The sequence below is a fragment of the Mycobacterium sp. IS-3022 genome (assembly GCF_001500065.1).
In the GTDB taxonomy this organism is placed as follows: Bacteria; Actinomycetota; Actinomycetes; order Mycobacteriales; family Mycobacteriaceae; genus Mycobacterium.
In genome coordinates, this window is record NZ_LQIN01000045.1 from 1 (window position 1) to 14,440 (window position 14,440).

Consider the following 14,440-nt stretch of genomic DNA (forward strand, 5'->3'; position numbering starts at 1 on the left):
AGACGCTCGAGGCGACTCAAATCCACCTCAACACCAGAAGGAGCGAACGAAACCATAACCGCATCATGACAGCACCCACCGACAAATCCGGCCGACCAACCACACCGCCTGTGAAATGGCGGAAATAGCCGGAGCCGCAGCTGTTTTAGATCAGCGAATCACTCGCCGTGGATGTTCAGGCCGTGGGCGGCGGCGTAGGCCAACGCCTGGTCGACATCGATCTTCGCGCCGCGCAGGCTCGCGGTGGTCCACAACGTGGCATCCGTTCGGGCGCCGCGCAGGTCGGCCTCGTCCAATCGGACGTTCTGCAGCCGGGCGCCGCTCAGATCCGCGCCGCGCAGCACCGCCTTGCGCAGGTCGGTGTCGACGAGCCCGGCCTCGCGTAACCGGCACCCGGCGAGATCCACTCCGCGTAGGTCACATCCGCCGAGGACCGCCAACGTCAGGTCGACGTCGACCAGGGTCAGCGGCCGCAACCGGCTCTCGGTGAACACCGAGCCGAGCATGCTGCATTGCCGGAAAATGCTGTGGTGCAATGTGGCCCGCTCGAAGCGGCAGTTGCGGAAAGCCGAGCCGACGTGCTCCGATTCGGTGAAGTCGACACCGCGGAAGTCGCACTCGTCGAACACGGTCCGCTCGGTGCGCAGCCTGCCGAAATCCTCATCGCGGAAGTCGCGGCCGACGAATTCGCGTTCGGTCCAGACCTCTTCGTCAGAACTCACCCGATCAGCCGCGCAACGAAGTCAAGCTGTCGAGCGCGTACTCGGTGATCGCGATCAGCGCCGCCTTGGTGGAGCGTCGGTCACGCGCGTCGACGGTGATCACCGGGATGTGGTCGGCCAGCGCCAGCGCCTTGCGAACCGCCGCGACCGGATACCTTGGCGCACCGTCGAACTCGTTGACCGCGATCAGGAACGGCAGGTTGCGCGCTTCGAAGAAGTCGACCGCGGCGAAGCTGTCCTGCAGGCGGCGCACATCGACCAGGATGATCGCGCCGATTGCGCCGCGGACCAGGTCGTCCCACATGAACCAGAACCGGCGCTGCCCGGGCGTCCCGAACAGGTACAGAACCAGATCCTCGGCGAGCGTGATGCGGCCGAAATCCATCGCGACTGTCGTCGTGTTCTTCTGCGGGGTGGCTTCCAGGCCGTCGAGGCCCGCCGACGCCGTTGTCACCAACGCCTCCGTCCGCAGCGGCATGATCTCTGAGACCGCACCGACGAACGTCGTCTTGCCGGCGCCGAATCCGCCGGAGACGATGATCTTCGTCGCGGATGAGCGCTCGCGCGAAGACCCTGTCAAGGCAGCCTGCCCCGACGTGTTCGGCGCCCGGCGCTCCTCAAAGTGCCCTGAGGCCACGCAGTGTCCTTCCTATCAGCTCACGTCGTTCGTCGATGGTGGTCGACTCGCTCAAGGTGCCACGCACCGCCACATAACCCTGCGCCACCAGATCCCCGATCAGCACGCGCGCCACGCCGAGCGGCAAGGATAACTTCGCGGCAATCTCGGCGACCGACGGGTGGTCGACGCACATGGTCAAAATCTGGCCCCGCACATCGCTGCTCGGCCATCGCGTCGGCTTGTCCGAGTCGAGCGTCTCGATCGGCGCCTCCAACGGTAGGTAGATGCGGGAGTCGGTGCGGCCCGCGGTCAGGATGTAGGGCCGAACGAGACTCGGCTCTTCCCCGACATCGCGTTCCCACAGCGATGTGTCGGCCGCCTCGTCCGCCTCGTCCCAACTCTCCGGATCATCCATGGGCCGCTCACGAGTGCTGAGGTGCGCGCCGTCGAGCGGACTGGACGACGGTGCCCACCCGTTCGACCAATACCGCCATCTCGTAACCGATCTGGCCGATGTCACAGTTGCGGGTCGCCAGCGTGGCCAGATTCGAACCGTCGCCGACGCGCATCAGCAGCAGGTAACCATTCTCCATCTCGACCACCGACTGCAGCACATGGCCGCCGTCGAACAGTTGTGCCGCGCCGGTGGACAGACTGGCCAGACCGGACGCCACCGCCGCGAGTTGGTCGGCGCGTTCGGTCGGGATGTGCTCGCTGGCGGCCATCAGCAGACCGTCGGCGGACACCAGCACTGCATGGGACACCCCGGACACGTCGCGGGCGAATCTCGAAATCAGCCAGTCGAGCGAGTCGCGCTGCGTCGATCGCGCCGGGTAGGTCATTCGGTATCTGTTCCTCTGTTTCCGGTGGTCTCACTTGCGTGCGAGCGGCCGGCATGCACCCCGCCGAAGTGGCTGCTGATGCTCGCGCGAACGGCTTCCGGATCCCGCTGCGGCGCACCTGCGGATGAGGTTTCCACGCCAGCGCCGAACTCAGCCGCCGATGCTACCGTCTCGTCGTCCGCGGCAGCGGCGCCCGGCACCAGACGGGCGCCGGGGTCACGTATCGGAAGGCCCTCATCGGTGACGCGGGTGACGGGGGCCTCGTCGGCGGCGGCCGCGGCTGACCAGCCATGGTCCCAGACGGACTCCCAGTTCAGGTCCTCGCTGTTGGCCAGTTCGGTCGGATCGACCAGCCACTCCGAGAGCATGCTCTGATAGATCGCGTCGTCCGAAGCGGCTTGCCCCGATGGTTCGGCCGCAGCGGCGTGCGACGGTTCGGCCGCAGCGGCGTGCGACGGTTCGGCCGCAGCGGCGTGCGACGGTTCCGGTTCCGGCGCGCGGTCGCTCGCCGTCTGCGACCGCGCCGCGAAGAACCCGGAGGTGTCCGTCGGCCGCTCGGCGACGGGCGTCGGGGGCAGCGCGGCGGGGATGTCGGCGATTCCACTGGCGCCGGGGTTGCGTTGCGGCAGAAGCGAAATCGGTACCTCGGCGTGCCCGTTGAGGTGTTCCGGCTCGGCGTGCCGGTGGTCGCGGTCCGCGTCTCGGTGATCAGCGTCGAGCGCCAACGCCGTCGCGATCCCCGCGTGGGCGTCGGCGGGCATCGCGTATTCGGGTTCGCTGAATTGATCGGGCTCGCCGGCCCGCCTGAGCAGCTCGGCGGGAACGTACACACCCGCGGTGGTGCCCGAATTCGGTTCGCCCGCAACTGTGCTGCGCAACCGGACCACCAGCCCGTGCTGCGTCGCGAGACGACCCACCACGAATAGGCCCATGTGGCGCGCGGTGTACGGGTCGACCTCTCCGCCGGACTGCAGGCGGGTGTTGGCTACCCGCAGGTCCGACTCGGTCATGCCCAGTCCGATGTCGCTGACCTCGATGACCAGTCCGCCGTTCGCCGTGTGCACCGCCGAGACCCGCACCTGCGAGATCGGCGGGGAGTACCGCAGCGCGTTGTCGAGCAGTTCAGCCAGCAGGTGAACCAGGTCGCCGGCGACCGCACCGCTGACCTCGCTGTCGGGCACGGTCGCGGTCACCACCCGGGTGTAGTCCTCGACCTCGGACGCGGCGGCGTTGATGACGGCCGACACCGGGACCGGTTCAGCTTGTTCGCGCGGCACCCTGGCGCCCGACAAGACCAGCAGGTTGGCACCGTTGCGGCGCATCCGGGCGGCCAGGTGGTCCAACCGGAACAGGCTCTCCAGCCGCTCGGGGTCTTCCTCGTCGCGCTCCAGCCGGTCGATCAGCGACAGCTGCTGGTCGACCAGGGACCTGCTGCGGCGCGAGAGGGTTTCGAACATGTCGCCGACCTGCAACTGCAGCCGCGATTGCTCAGCGGCCAGGACGACGGCTTGTTCGTGTAGTTCGTCCACCGCGTGCGCGACCTGACCGACCTCTTCGGAGGTGTGCACCGGAATCGGCGTGATCGGAGGGGCGTCGCCGCCCGCGCGCACCCGCTCGATCTCCTTCGTCAGGTCGTCGTGGGCAACCTTGAGCGCGCTGTCGCGAAGCCGGCGCAGCGGGCGCACCAGCGTGCGCGCCACCAGGATCACGATGATCAGCGCCAGCAGGATCGCCCCGCCGACGATCGCCGCGTCGCGGATCGAGGTGGTGCGCTGCGCGTCGGCCCGCTCCTGGACGGCGGAGGTGACCGTGGTGGTGATGCGGTCGATGATCTGGCGGGCGATCAGCTCGGTGGCGGCCACGGACGCCAACAGTTCGGGGTTGTTGACCAGGGGCACCGCCGGGTTGGTCATCAGCGCCATCCGCTTGACGAACTCGGCCTGAAGCTTCTGCGCCTCCGGCGATCCCACCCCGAGCACCTGGCTCATCCCGAACAGTGTCGACGGCTCGGTGCCCGCGAGCGCGATCACCGCGGTCCGCAGCTCGGGCTCGGGCAGCTCGGCGCCGCGGGTGAGCGCCAGCTTCTGCATTGTCATCTGGCCGCGGGCGCCGATCGCGCGGGACAGGCCGAGCGTCTCGGCGCGGATGCGCTCGTCGTCGACCCGGACCGATCCGGTGACCGCATCCTCGGCGGGCAGCAGCAGCAACGCGTAGGCCTGGATGGTGTCGCGCAGCCCGATGGTGTTCGAGGCGACCTTGTCCACCAATGCCTGACCGTCATCGATCATGGTCGTGACGCCCCGGCGCACATCGGGTGCGACGTCAGTGCCGTCCAACCGGCGCTGCAGATCCCGACGGCTGCTGTCGAACCGGGTCAGCACGGCCTGGATGTCCCCGCCGGTGGAGGTTGCCAGCATCGCGCTTTCCAGCGCGGCCATGTAGCTCTCGATGGCCGGCACCATTTCGGTGCGCTCGGCGGCGCGACGCAACTCCGATTCCTCGGTCACGCTGCCGTAGATCCGCAAACCGCCGAATGTTCCGGCCAGAATCAGCGGCACCAATACGATCGCGAGCACTTTCCAGCGGACGGGCCAATTCGACAGCGCCCACCGCGACGGCCGCTTTACCGGTGGCTCCGGTTTGGATTCGAAATCCACCAGCGTGCCATCGGCCTGCTTGAGCTGGGAGAACACGCTCATCGACGCGCGCCCCCACGGTCGGCCGGCGGCCCGGGATTCAGTAACGGCGCATCGTTCATAAGGCTTCCCACTGATTTCCTACTGATATTGCCCTGATATTGCCCCGCCCCCGGCGGGCACGTTCTGGCCCTGGCAATTGGTCGAGTATGCCAGCGATGTGCGGCCGATTCCACAATTCTTACTGAACAGACAGAGTTCATAATCGCAGCTCAGAGCCGTTGTGCGAATTGCGAGCAAATACTCCGAACGCGATTGTGATGCGGGCGCCCGGGCCGCGGATTACGCCGGCCGCAGAAGCGCGACGAGGAAGTCGGAATTGTCGGTGAACGGCCGAACGTCCCAGGTGGACAACAGAAGGTCGGGCGCCAAGCCCGCGGCGCCGGCGTCGTCGGAGAATTCGGCGAATTCGTAGTCGCGGCCGGCGCCGAAGCCGATCACCGCCCGACCCTCGTCGCGCAGATGGGCACGCAGCCGGGAAAGCACCTGCACCCGGGTGCTCGGCGCGAGGAACGTCATCACGTTGCCTGCCGACACGATCACGTCGAACGGTTCGGTGATTCCCCGTGCGGGCAGGTCGAGCTCGGCGAGATCGCCGACCAGCCATCGCGGTCCGGGATGGTCCTGTTCGGCTGCTTCGATGAGTGCCGGATCGACGTCGACGCCGACGACGCGGTGACCGGCCGCGGCCAGGTATCCGCCGAGCCGTCCCGGACCACAACCGGCGTCGAGGATGTGGGCACCGCGTGGCGCCATGGCGTCGACGAAGCGGGCCTCGCCGGCCAGATCTTCGCCGGCGCGGGCCATCGCGCGGAAGCGCTCGATGTACCAGTGCGAATGCCCGGGATCCGCCGACACCTTCTGCATCCAGAGGCTCTGCGCGACCATGCGAGCATTATCGCAGCAGACGGTCGGCGAGCCGGTGGCGGTGACGTCGTAGCGCTCTCACACTGAAGAGGTCGTAGTTGTTCAGGTTGATGTTCTTTGCGCCGCGCATCGCGCCCAACACCGGGAATGCCATCCGGATGGTGGCGGCGACCGGGTGCGAACTGCACCTGGTCGAGCCGATGGGGTTCGACCTGTCCGAACCGAAACTGCGCCGCGCCGGCCTGGACTACCACGACCTGGCGTCGGTGACCGTGCACCGCGACCTCGCCGCCGCGTGGGCCGCGCTGGCGCCCGAGCGCGTCTACGCGTTCACCGCGCACGCGGCGACCTCGTTCGCCGACGTCGAGTACCGGGCCGGCGATGTGCTGATGTTCGGGCCGGAACCCACCGGGTTGGACGCCGAGACGCTGGCCGATCCGCACATCACCGCCCAGCTGCGGATCCCGATGCTGGCGGGCCGGCGCTCGCTGAACCTGTCGAACGCGGCCGCGGTCGCCGTGTACGAGGCGTGGCGGCAACACGGGTTCAGCGGAGCGGTGTAGTCACCTTCCGATGTGGGCCCACGCGCGAAGGGCAGGGGACGCTCGCGCGGAGCGCGTTACCAGCTGTTGAAGTGTGCGATCTCCTCGACGGGCAACCGCTTGGCGGGGCGGAAGTCGGTGCCCTTGGTGTAGGCGATCGGGAACAGACCGCCCTGGCTGTACTTGTCATGCGGGATGCCGAGCAGTTCGGCGGCCTGCTTCTCGCCGTCACCGAGCAGATGCAACGTCGTCCATGCGGAGCCGAGGCCGCGCGAGCGCAACGCCAGCATGTAGCTCCACGCCGCGGGCAGCAGTGAGCCCCAGAAGCTCGCACTCCCCGCGCCGGGTGCACCGTCGACGCGTCCCTCGAGACACGGGATCAGCAGCCACGGGACCCTCTCCATGTTTTCGGCCAGGTACTCGGCCGACGACACCACCGCCTGTCGCCGTTCCCCGCGGCTGTCGCCGTCGGCGTATTCGGGTTCGGGCATCGTTCGGTACAGCTTCCAGCTGGTGCGGTAGATGTCGGCGAGCGCCTTCTTCTTGTCGGGGTCGTCGACGAAGAGCCACTGCCAGCCCTGGGCGTTGGATCCCGTCGGCGCCTGCACCGCGAGCTCGAGACATTCCAGCAGCATCTCGCGCGGCACCGGCTTGTCCAGATCCAGCCGCTTGCGCACCGAACGGGTGGTGGTCAGGACTTCATCCACGGACAGGTTCAAGGTCATTTTTCGAGACTACATTCGCCTCATGGCAATCGAATTCACGCAAGAGGTAGCGGACAGGCTCTCCTCCGACAAGTACGGCTGGTTGACCACGGTGGCGAAGTCGGGACAGCCCGTGCCGAAGTTGGTGTGGTTCTTCTTCGACGGGTCCGACGTGTTCGTCTACACCGAACCGCGCGCCGCCAAGGTCAGACACCTCAGGGCGAATCCGCGGGTCAGCCTGAACCTGGATTCCGACGGGAACGGCAGCGGGATCATCGTCGTCGGCGGCACCGCGACGGTCGACGCCGAGAACGCGAACCCGTTGCAGGACGAGCGGTACCGCGCCAAATACGGCGAGTACGCGGCCAACCTCGGTTTCAGCGACGAGTTCCTGGCCGCCTACGACACGCGGCTGAAGATCAGCGTTGACAAGGTGTGGACCACACCGACAGGGGGATAGTCCGCCGCTGAACCGTGGGCGCGCTCAGCGTCTGGGCGGCGGCTCGCTCGCCGCTGCGAGCCGTTGGCGTGCGCCCGCCCCTGGCCTACTTCGCGAACTCGGACCGCCCGCGTGCCGCGAGGTTCTCCGCCACTTCCTGTTCCCACACCCCCATTGCCTGGGTGGTGTCGACTTCGAGTTCGAAGCGGTCGGTCATGTCGGAGGTGACGTCGGCGAGGTCGACGTAGAACTGCTCGTACCACCGCCGATGCTGGTAGACGGCGCCATCCTCTTCCGTCAGCAGCGGGTTGTCGATCCGTGTCTTGTTCTTCCAGATTTCGACGTCCTCGAGGAAACCCTCACCGAAGGACCGGTTCATCGCCGCCGCGAGCTTGGTGGCCTTGTCCGGGGGCAGACCGGGCATCTGCTGTACGGCGACACCCCATTGCAGCACAAACGAATTGTGGGTGACCGGATAGTGGCAGTTGATCAGCGCGACCTCGACGGTGAAGCCGGGACCGAGATCGTTGTGCAGCCAATTGATCATGTAAGCAGGGCCGAAATACGTGGCCTCGGAACGCAGATACGTGCCGTCCCAGAGCTTTTCAGGATTGGGAGTGGAATCCGGACGCGGTTTGGATTCCATGTACTGGCTCGCCATGTGACCCTCGATCACATTTTTGAAGTACGTCGGGTAGGCGTGATGGATGTAGAAGAAGTGAGCCATGTCGACGTTGTTGTCGACGATCTCGCGGCAGTGCGAACCCTCGATCAGGATCGAGTTCCATTGCCAGGGCGACCAGATGCCGTCGCTGTATCCCTCGATCTCCGGCGGAGTCAGTTCCTGCGGCGGCGAGGAGCCTTCCGGGTCGTGCCACACCAGCAGCTGGCCGTTGACCTCGCAGGTGGGCCACTTGCGGGTTCGGGCCAGCCGCGGTACCCGGCGCGCATAGGGCACGTCGACGCAGCGACCGGTCGAGCCCTGCCACCGCCAATCGTGAAAGGGGCACGCCAGATTGTCCGCTTTGATGGACCCGCGGGAAAGGTCAGCCCCCATGTGCCGGCAGTAGCCGTCGAGGATGTACAGCTCGCCGGTCGAGTCCCCGTACACCACGAGTTTGGAGCCGAACGCCTCGACGCCGTGGGGTTGCCCGTCACGGAACGAGTCAGCCAGACCGAGACAATGCCAGCCACGGGCGAACCGCGTCATCGGTGCGCCGGTGTCGATCTCGCGAATGTCACTCATCGGCTGTTGATTCCTTACGCGAGCGCTCGTCATGGTCCCTGCCTAACATGTCTTTGACCGCCAGGTGGCTGAACAGCATGCTGGTGCCGATCGGATTGCCGCCGCCCGGATAGGCCGTGCCGCTCGGTGCTGCCATCGTGTTGCCGGCCGCATACAGACCAAGGATCGGGTGGCCGGAGGTGTCGAGGACCCGCGCCGCGGTGTCGGTGCGCAGACCACCCTTCGTGCCGAGATCGGAGATGCCGAACATGGCGGCGTGAAACGGCGCCTTTTCGATCGCGACGAGTGGTGAGCCACCGCCGAAGAAGGCGCGGTCGTACGCTTCGTCGCCCCGGCCGAAGTCCCCGTCGGTGCCGTCGGCGACGAATTCGTTGAACCGCGCGACCGTTGCCACCAGATTCTCGGCGGGCACTGCGATCTTGTCGGCGAGCTCCTCGAGCGTGCCGGCGGTGTGCCAGAGCCCCGCCTCGACATACTGTGCCGGCTCCACCATCGACACGTTGGTGGCCTTGACCGGCGGTATCTCACCGTCCCTGTCGTCGTAGATCATCCAGTACGGCAACGTGATCGAGCCATCGGTCAATTGGGCGAGGATGTCGCGGCCGATCCTGTCGTACGGCGCGGACTCGTTGACGAACCGTCGGCCGTCCTGGTTGACGAAGATGCCGCCGGTGAACCACAGCGCAAACGCCGAACGCCCGTCCGGATGCGTCATTCCCGGCGACCACCACGCCTGGTCCATCAGGTCGATATCCGCGCCGACCGCAACGGCCGCCTGCAACGCTTGGCCACGATTTCCCCAGGGCCCCATCGTGTCTCGGGCTGCGCCGGGTACGCCGTAACGGCGACGGAGTTCCTCGTTGCCCTCGAACCCGCCGGCGGCCAGCAGCACGCCACGCCGCGCGCGAATGGCCCTGCGTTGCCCCTCCGTCTCGACGATCGCGCCGACAACTCGGCCGTCCTCGAGCACCAACTCGACCAGCGCGGTGTTGCGTCGCAGCGCTGCGTGTGAATATCGGCCGATGGCCTTGAGGAAGCGGGCAATCAGAGCGCGACCGCCGATGAAGTAGTCGTCGGGCTGCGGCGTGCCGAGACGATCGGCGTCGAGCGGGCCGCGGACCAGCTCACGCAGTTCCGGTGCCTTGGAAACGGCCAACGGCCGTGCGGTGATATGCCGTTGGCCGTCGAGGCGGGCCTTGGGCGCCTTGCCGAAATAGTCCGGCCACGGCAGGACCTCGAATTGCAGACGAGAGTCGTGTTCGAGGTATTCGATCAGCGGGGCGCCGCCGCGGACGTAGGTCTCCTGAAGTTCATACGGCGTGCGGTCGCCGACCACCGCGTGGTAGTACTCGAGCGCGTCCTCGATCGTGTCGTCGGTACCGGCGCGCACCAGAACCGGATTGCACGGGAACCACACCCCGCCACCGCCGGAATATGCTGTTGTGCCGCCGAATTGGTCGGTCGCTTCGACCAGGATGACGTCGAGTCCCTCGCGCGCCGCAGTGTACGCGCCGGTGACACCGCCGCCACCCGATCCGGCGACCAGTACGTCGCATTCCTCGTCCCAGCCACTCATGCGTATTGTTTCCGCCCGTGAAGTTCGAATTCGGCGTCCAGTGACTGCTTTTCGTCGTCGTTCATGCGGTGGTACACGGGCGCGCCTCGGCCGGACCACCGGTAGACCGGCTCGTCGGTGTGCCATCGCTGTCGTTGCAGTTCGCGTTTGAGCACCTTGTTGGAGCCGGTGACGGGCAGTCGGGTCGACAGCCTCAGAAACCGCGGGACGCCCTTACTTCCGAGGTCCTGTTGGTTCACCAGATAGGCGGTGAACTCCTCGATGTCGAAGGCGTCCGGATCGGCCACCTCGATCGCGGCCATCACCTGATCGCCCGAGCGTGGATCCGGCACCGCGAACACCCCCGCGGCGACCACCCGGGGATGACGTCGCAGCACCCGTTCGATCGTCAAGGCCGAGGTGTTCTCGCCGTCGACCCGGATCCAGTCGCCACGCCTACCGGCGAAATAGATGAAGCCGGCGTCGTCGAGGTAGCCGAGGTCTCCGCTCCAGTACCAGCCGTTGCGGATCCGTTCGGCGTTGGCCTCGTCGTTGCGGTAATAGCCCTCGAAACTGCGGGTGCCGAATTTGTCGACGATCTCGCCGACCGCCTCGTCCGGATTGCGTACGCGACCGTAGTCGTCGAGAACCGCTCGCGCACAATCTTCTAGCGTGTCCGGGTGCACCACCGCGACGCCGGCGTGCAACGGGCGGCCGAGCGCTCCAGCGGGGGCTTGCGGATCAGGCGCGACGACCGCGCCACCCTCGCTGGACCCGTAACCCTCGAACAGTTCGGCGCCGAACCTGCGGCGGAACTCGGCCCGGTCGTCAGGTGAAGCCTCCGTGCCGAAGCCCCGCAGCAACGGGTTGTCGGCATCGTCGGGTCGCTCCGGGGTGGCCATCAGATAGGCCAGCGCCTTGCCGACATAGGTGAAGAACGTCGCACCGAAATACCGTACGTCCGGCAGGAATCCGGATGCCGAGAACGACGATGTGAGGCACACCGTGGCACCGTTGGCCAGCGCCGGGGCCCACAGCGCCATGATCGCGTTGCCGTGGAACAACGGCATGCAGCAGTACTCGACGTCGGCTCGCGAATGCCCGAATTTCTCGGTGGCGGCGTAGGCGATACGGGCCAGCCTGCCTTGACTGCATTTGACCGCCTTGGATGCGCCCGTCGTGCCGGAGGTGAAAAGGAGCAGCAGCAGTGAGTCCTCGTCCACACCGCCGGTGACACGGGGCTCGACCCGATGCGCGTCGACAGCTCTGCCGTAGCCCGGATCGTCGATCACGAGGAATCGATCCGCGGCCAAGCCGAGCTCCAGCTCGCGCAACCGATCGAACCCCGCGGTGTCGGTGACGATCAATTGGCAATCGGCATGGCGGATTTCGGCTGCCAGCTCGGCCGCGCCCCGAGTGGGGTTGATGCCGACCACCGTCGCTCCGACCAGGGCGGCGCCGCCCAGCCAGAACACGAAATCCGGGACATTGTCCAGCAGTACCCCGATGTGAAACGGGCCGTCGCACCGCATCGCCTGGGCCAGCGCACCGCGCGCCGCGGATTCACGCACAACCTCATCCCAGGACCAATCCCGTTGACGGGTGCGCAGACCGAGATGCTCGTCACCGAGGCGATCGAGCAGCAGGTCCGCGATGGAGTGGTGTCGTGACGAGACGTCGGAACACATTTCAGGCGGACGGATGGACAAGGTCCAGGTAGGCCTGCGGCAGTTCCTCGCGCGACAGTTTGGTAATGCTGACCACCCCGGGATTGTAGGAGTCCTCGCCGAGGATCTTCCCGTTCTCGTCGATCGGCCACAGCAGCAACTGCCGGAACACGATGAGGTAGTCGGCGTCGACGTCGTCGACGGGAATGCCGATGCGTTGGGCTTCTGCGCCGGGGTAGATCTGTTTGAGCAGACCCTCGGTCACAAGGCAGTGGTCATCGACGACGAGCCGCTGCACCTCGAACTCGAGAATGTTTGTTCGGGTGGCCAGGAAGTCGGTGTAGTAGGTCTTCACACCCGCGGTGGTCTTGGGCCCGAAGTCGCCTTCGGCGCCCCAGAAGTGGTAGTCCGGATGCGGGGCCAGCGTCGCCATCAAGCGAGCCATATCCGGGGCGGCTTCGGCTTTCATGTGCTCGATCACGGCGTTCAGCACGACTCGGTGCCGCTCACTGGTGGTGTCGGCCAGACGCTTTTCCAGCGGTTCCCAGGTTCGGGTGGGATCGATAACTGCCATGTGGTCATCATCACGGAGCCGCCGCGTCCAGTCACCCGCCGTCCGTCGATCAAATCCGTTGATACACCCGACATGTGTCGGGCTCGAGCAACTCCTCCGACGACAGGGCAATACGGCGCACCATGAGCACCAGCGTGGCCAGGAACCGGTCCATCGGATCATCGAGATCCCAGCCCATCGTGCGCGCCACCTGAGCGAGGCGAGCCGCGACGGTGCTGTGGTGCACGTGCAACTCCGCGGCCGTTCGGCGCAGCGAGCCGAACACAAGGAACGCCTCGACGGTCTGCACCGCGAGCGCACCCGTCGGCGTCGCCGCGATCTCGTCGATGCGGGCCATCTCCCGGTTGCCCCGCACCCGATCGAGCGGCAGGTCGGCCAACAGCTCCAGCAAGCTGAGCCGTTCGTAAGCGATGGCCCGCCTGCCGTAGCCGGTCGATGAGGCGAAGCGCAACGCGCGCATGGCTTGATGCCAGGACGTCGGCGCGGCGAGCACGCTCCCACTGGAGCCGATTCCGACCCATGGTCCGCGGTCGGAGTTTACGCGTCGTGGCGGCGGAAACGCGTCGACGATCGCCCGCTCGAGCCCGTCGGAGAGCGCTCGGGTATCGCCGGCGTGCTGGCACAACACCGCCGTGGCGTTGCCGATCGCGACCGTGCGCACCGCCACATCGGCGAGTTCGCGGGTGATGATCTGCAGTGCATCGGACGGTGATTGCGCGGAAACGGCGAGGACGCGAACCTTGCGGGTTTCGTCAAGCCCGAGTAGGCGAATGGCCCGTGCCCGGTCCTCTCGATGTTCCTTTTCCGAAAGTACGACCTCCAGCAGTGCCGGGTCACCGAGTTGCGGTGTGACCGAGCTACGTGTCAGAACCCTTCGCAGCGAGTGGCTCACGCGGTCGATGAGCACCGGGTCCAGCTCCGAAGGGCCGCCCCCACGCTCGACCCACACGACCGGTTCGTCGTCAACCGACGGCGCCGCCGGGACGCTTCCTGTGGTGTCCAGCTCACCCACCGAGTCATAGCGGACGACGACGCCGGATGCCCACCGCGCACCGACCGGGCATTCGGCCAGCAATGCGGCCGACCGCACAACGGTGTCCGCGCTTGCCGCTGACTCGTCGAGCTCGTCGAAGTAGGCAATGATCCGCAACACCGACGCGGGGTCGGATCCCAGCTCCGACATCCGAACCGGGCGGCGGCTCATGCCGCCAGCTTAAGCCGTCGGCTGGGTTGACGTTTCACCATCGAGTGGCCGGTCAACTCGGATGTGACAGTGGGTCAGGAAGGGGCCGGGTCATGGTCGATGGACATTTCACGTCAAAGTGCCGATACGTCGCAGCGCCCGCGTTGCTCGGGGTGTTGGTTGTGGCATTAAGCGGATGCGCCGGCGGTAGCGACGAGGACGCAGGTTCGGCGGGGACGACCTCCGCGCCGGAAACGAGATCTGCTGCGCCCGCCGTGACATCGTCCGCGCCGGCCACGGCTGCTCCGGCAAACACCGGCATCGACGCGCTGCGCCGGGCCGGAAGCACTGCGACCGCAGCCGTGCCCGACAGCACGCTGATCTCCATCGAGACCGAGCGGGATGGCCGGTGGGAAGTCCAGGTCGTCACTGCCGATGGCACCGAGCACGAGATGGATATCTCCAACGACGGCGCCACGGTGACGATGGGGCCGACGGCCAAAACCGAGGACGAAGCCGACAAGGCCAAGCACCGCGATCGGGTGCAGGCCGCTCAGGTGGACTACCAGGCAGCGGCGGACAAGATCCTCGCCGAGGTGGCCAACGGCACCATCACCGAACTCAACCTCGATGGCAACAACGGAAAGACGGTCTGGGAAGCCGATGTCATCGACGATTCTCAGGCCAAGCACGAAGTCACCATCGACGCCGGTTCCGGGCAAGTGCTGCAGAACACGACGGGACGCTGAACATCGCCTGCGAGACGGCGGGGCGGCCTGGCGCG

General features: G+C 66.7%; 15 protein-coding genes. 3 read left to right on the forward strand and 12 right to left on the reverse strand.

The window, feature by feature from the left end; translation table 11 throughout:
* Positions 1-158: 158 nt before the first annotated feature.
* The 6 genes from AU188_RS18910 to AU188_RS18935 form a co-directional block, all read right to left on the reverse strand.
* Entirely contained in the window at positions 159-722 is a 564-nt protein-coding gene (locus AU188_RS18910; protein ID WP_059165048.1) for a pentapeptide repeat-containing protein, read from the reverse strand.
* Between the two features lie 4 nt (positions 723-726).
* Positions 727-1,302 carry a GTP-binding protein gene (locus AU188_RS18915; RefSeq protein WP_059165258.1) on the reverse strand — a complete coding sequence of 192 codons (576 nt, stop codon included), beginning with the start codon at positions 1,300-1,302 and terminating at the stop codon, positions 727-729.
* Positions 1,303-1,339: 37 nt separating this feature from the next.
* Complete coding sequence (locus AU188_RS18920) at positions 1,340-1,756, reverse strand: DUF742 domain-containing protein (RefSeq protein WP_082686697.1); 417 nt, start codon at positions 1,754-1,756, stop codon at positions 1,340-1,342.
* Positions 1,757-1,763: 7 nt separating this feature from the next.
* Positions 1,764-2,183 (reverse strand): roadblock/LC7 domain-containing protein, encoded by a 420-nt coding sequence (locus AU188_RS18925; RefSeq protein ID WP_059165049.1) that lies wholly within the window; start codon positions 2,181-2,183, stop codon positions 1,764-1,766.
* Positions 2,180-4,882 carry a HAMP domain-containing sensor histidine kinase gene (locus AU188_RS18930; protein ID WP_059165050.1) on the reverse strand — a complete coding sequence of 901 codons (2,703 nt, stop codon included), beginning with the start codon at positions 4,880-4,882 and terminating at the stop codon, positions 2,180-2,182. Before AU188_RS18930 ends, AU188_RS18925 begins: the two co-directional genes overlap by 4 nt.
* A gap of 279 nt (positions 4,883-5,161) precedes the next feature.
* Positions 5,162-5,767: a class I SAM-dependent methyltransferase gene (locus tag AU188_RS18935; RefSeq protein WP_059165051.1), complete on the reverse strand. Its 606-nt coding sequence runs from the start codon at positions 5,765-5,767 to the stop codon at positions 5,162-5,164.
* Positions 5,768-5,844: 77 nt separating this feature from the next.
* Here AU188_RS18935 and AU188_RS18940 point away from each other — a divergent pair, with 77 nt between their 5' ends.
* Positions 5,845-6,309, forward strand: a complete 465-nt coding sequence (locus AU188_RS18940; RefSeq protein WP_059165052.1) for a tRNA (cytidine(34)-2'-O)-methyltransferase — start codon at positions 5,845-5,847, stop codon at positions 6,307-6,309.
* Positions 6,310-6,365: 56 nt separating this feature from the next.
* Here the strand turns inward: AU188_RS18940 and AU188_RS18945 are convergent, their stop codons facing one another.
* Positions 6,366-7,013 (reverse strand): nitroreductase family protein, encoded by a 648-nt coding sequence (locus AU188_RS18945; RefSeq protein ID WP_059165053.1) that lies wholly within the window; start codon positions 7,011-7,013, stop codon positions 6,366-6,368.
* Between the two features lie 22 nt (positions 7,014-7,035).
* On the opposite strand from AU188_RS18945, the gene AU188_RS18950 reads away from it, so the two are divergent.
* Positions 7,036-7,452, forward strand: a complete 417-nt coding sequence (locus AU188_RS18950; protein ID WP_059165054.1) for a TIGR03667 family PPOX class F420-dependent oxidoreductase — start codon at positions 7,036-7,038, stop codon at positions 7,450-7,452.
* An 85-nt stretch (positions 7,453-7,537) separates the two neighbouring features.
* Here the strand turns inward: AU188_RS18950 and AU188_RS18955 are convergent, their stop codons facing one another.
* The 5 genes from AU188_RS18955 to AU188_RS18975 are packed head-to-tail and all read right to left on the reverse strand — an operon-like array spanning position 7,538 to position 13,677.
* Positions 7,538-8,677 carry a 3-ketosteroid-9-alpha-monooxygenase, oxygenase component gene (locus AU188_RS18955; RefSeq protein WP_059165055.1) on the reverse strand — a complete coding sequence of 380 codons (1,140 nt, stop codon included), beginning with the start codon at positions 8,675-8,677 and terminating at the stop codon, positions 7,538-7,540.
* On the reverse strand, positions 8,670-10,253 hold the full coding sequence (locus AU188_RS18960; RefSeq protein WP_059165056.1) for an FAD-binding protein: 1,584 nt from the start codon (positions 10,251-10,253) through the stop codon (positions 8,670-8,672). Before AU188_RS18960 ends, AU188_RS18955 begins: the two co-directional genes overlap by 8 nt.
* Positions 10,250-11,920 carry a steroid-22-oyl-CoA synthetase gene (gene casI, locus AU188_RS18965; protein WP_059165057.1) on the reverse strand — a complete coding sequence of 557 codons (1,671 nt, stop codon included), beginning with the start codon at positions 11,918-11,920 and terminating at the stop codon, positions 10,250-10,252. The genes AU188_RS18960 and casI overlap by 4 nt, the downstream gene beginning before the upstream one ends.
* 1 nt (position 11,921) lies before the next feature.
* Complete coding sequence (locus AU188_RS18970) at positions 11,922-12,473, reverse strand: hypothetical protein (RefSeq protein WP_059165058.1); 552 nt, start codon at positions 12,471-12,473, stop codon at positions 11,922-11,924.
* Between the two features lie 49 nt (positions 12,474-12,522).
* Complete coding sequence (locus tag AU188_RS18975; RefSeq protein WP_059165059.1) at positions 12,523-13,677, reverse strand: PucR family transcriptional regulator; 1,155 nt, start codon at positions 13,675-13,677, stop codon at positions 12,523-12,525.
* A gap of 254 nt (positions 13,678-13,931) precedes the next feature.
* On the opposite strand from AU188_RS18975, the gene AU188_RS18980 reads away from it, so the two are divergent.
* Entirely contained in the window at positions 13,932-14,405 is a 474-nt protein-coding gene (locus AU188_RS18980; protein WP_286137560.1) for a PepSY domain-containing protein, read from the forward strand.
* The last annotated feature ends 35 nt before the right edge of the window (positions 14,406-14,440 follow it).

Excerpts from the sequence above, each read along its gene's own strand:
- AU188_RS18925 (WP_059165049.1), bottom strand. The coding sequence starts at position 2,183 with ATGACCTACCCGGCGCGATCGACGCAGCGCGACTCGCTCGACTGGCTG.
- AU188_RS18970 (WP_059165058.1), bottom strand. The coding sequence starts at position 12,473 with ATGGCAGTTATCGATCCCACCCGAACCTGGGAACCGCTGGAAAAGCGT.
- AU188_RS18950 (WP_059165054.1), top strand. The coding sequence starts at position 7,036 with ATGGCAATCGAATTCACGCAAGAGGTAGCGGACAGGCTCTCCTCCGAC.
- AU188_RS18960 (WP_059165056.1), bottom strand. The coding sequence starts at position 10,253 with ATGAGTGGCTGGGACGAGGAATGCGACGTACTGGTCGCCGGATCGGGT.
- AU188_RS18955 (WP_059165055.1), bottom strand. The coding sequence starts at position 8,677 with ATGAGTGACATTCGCGAGATCGACACCGGCGCACCGATGACGCGGTTC.
- AU188_RS18930 (WP_059165050.1), bottom strand. The coding sequence starts at position 4,882 with ATGAGCGTGTTCTCCCAGCTCAAGCAGGCCGATGGCACGCTGGTGGAT.
- AU188_RS18920 (WP_082686697.1), bottom strand. The coding sequence starts at position 1,756 with ATGGATGATCCGGAGAGTTGGGACGAGGCGGACGAGGCGGCCGACACA.
- AU188_RS18945 (WP_059165053.1), bottom strand. The coding sequence starts at position 7,013 with ATGACCTTGAACCTGTCCGTGGATGAAGTCCTGACCACCACCCGTTCG.
- AU188_RS18975 (WP_059165059.1), bottom strand. The coding sequence starts at position 13,677 with ATGAGCCGCCGCCCGGTTCGGATGTCGGAGCTGGGATCCGACCCCGCG.
- AU188_RS18935 (WP_059165051.1), bottom strand. The coding sequence starts at position 5,767 with ATGGTCGCGCAGAGCCTCTGGATGCAGAAGGTGTCGGCGGATCCCGGG.
- casI (WP_059165057.1), bottom strand. The coding sequence starts at position 11,920 with ATGTGTTCCGACGTCTCGTCACGACACCACTCCATCGCGGACCTGCTG.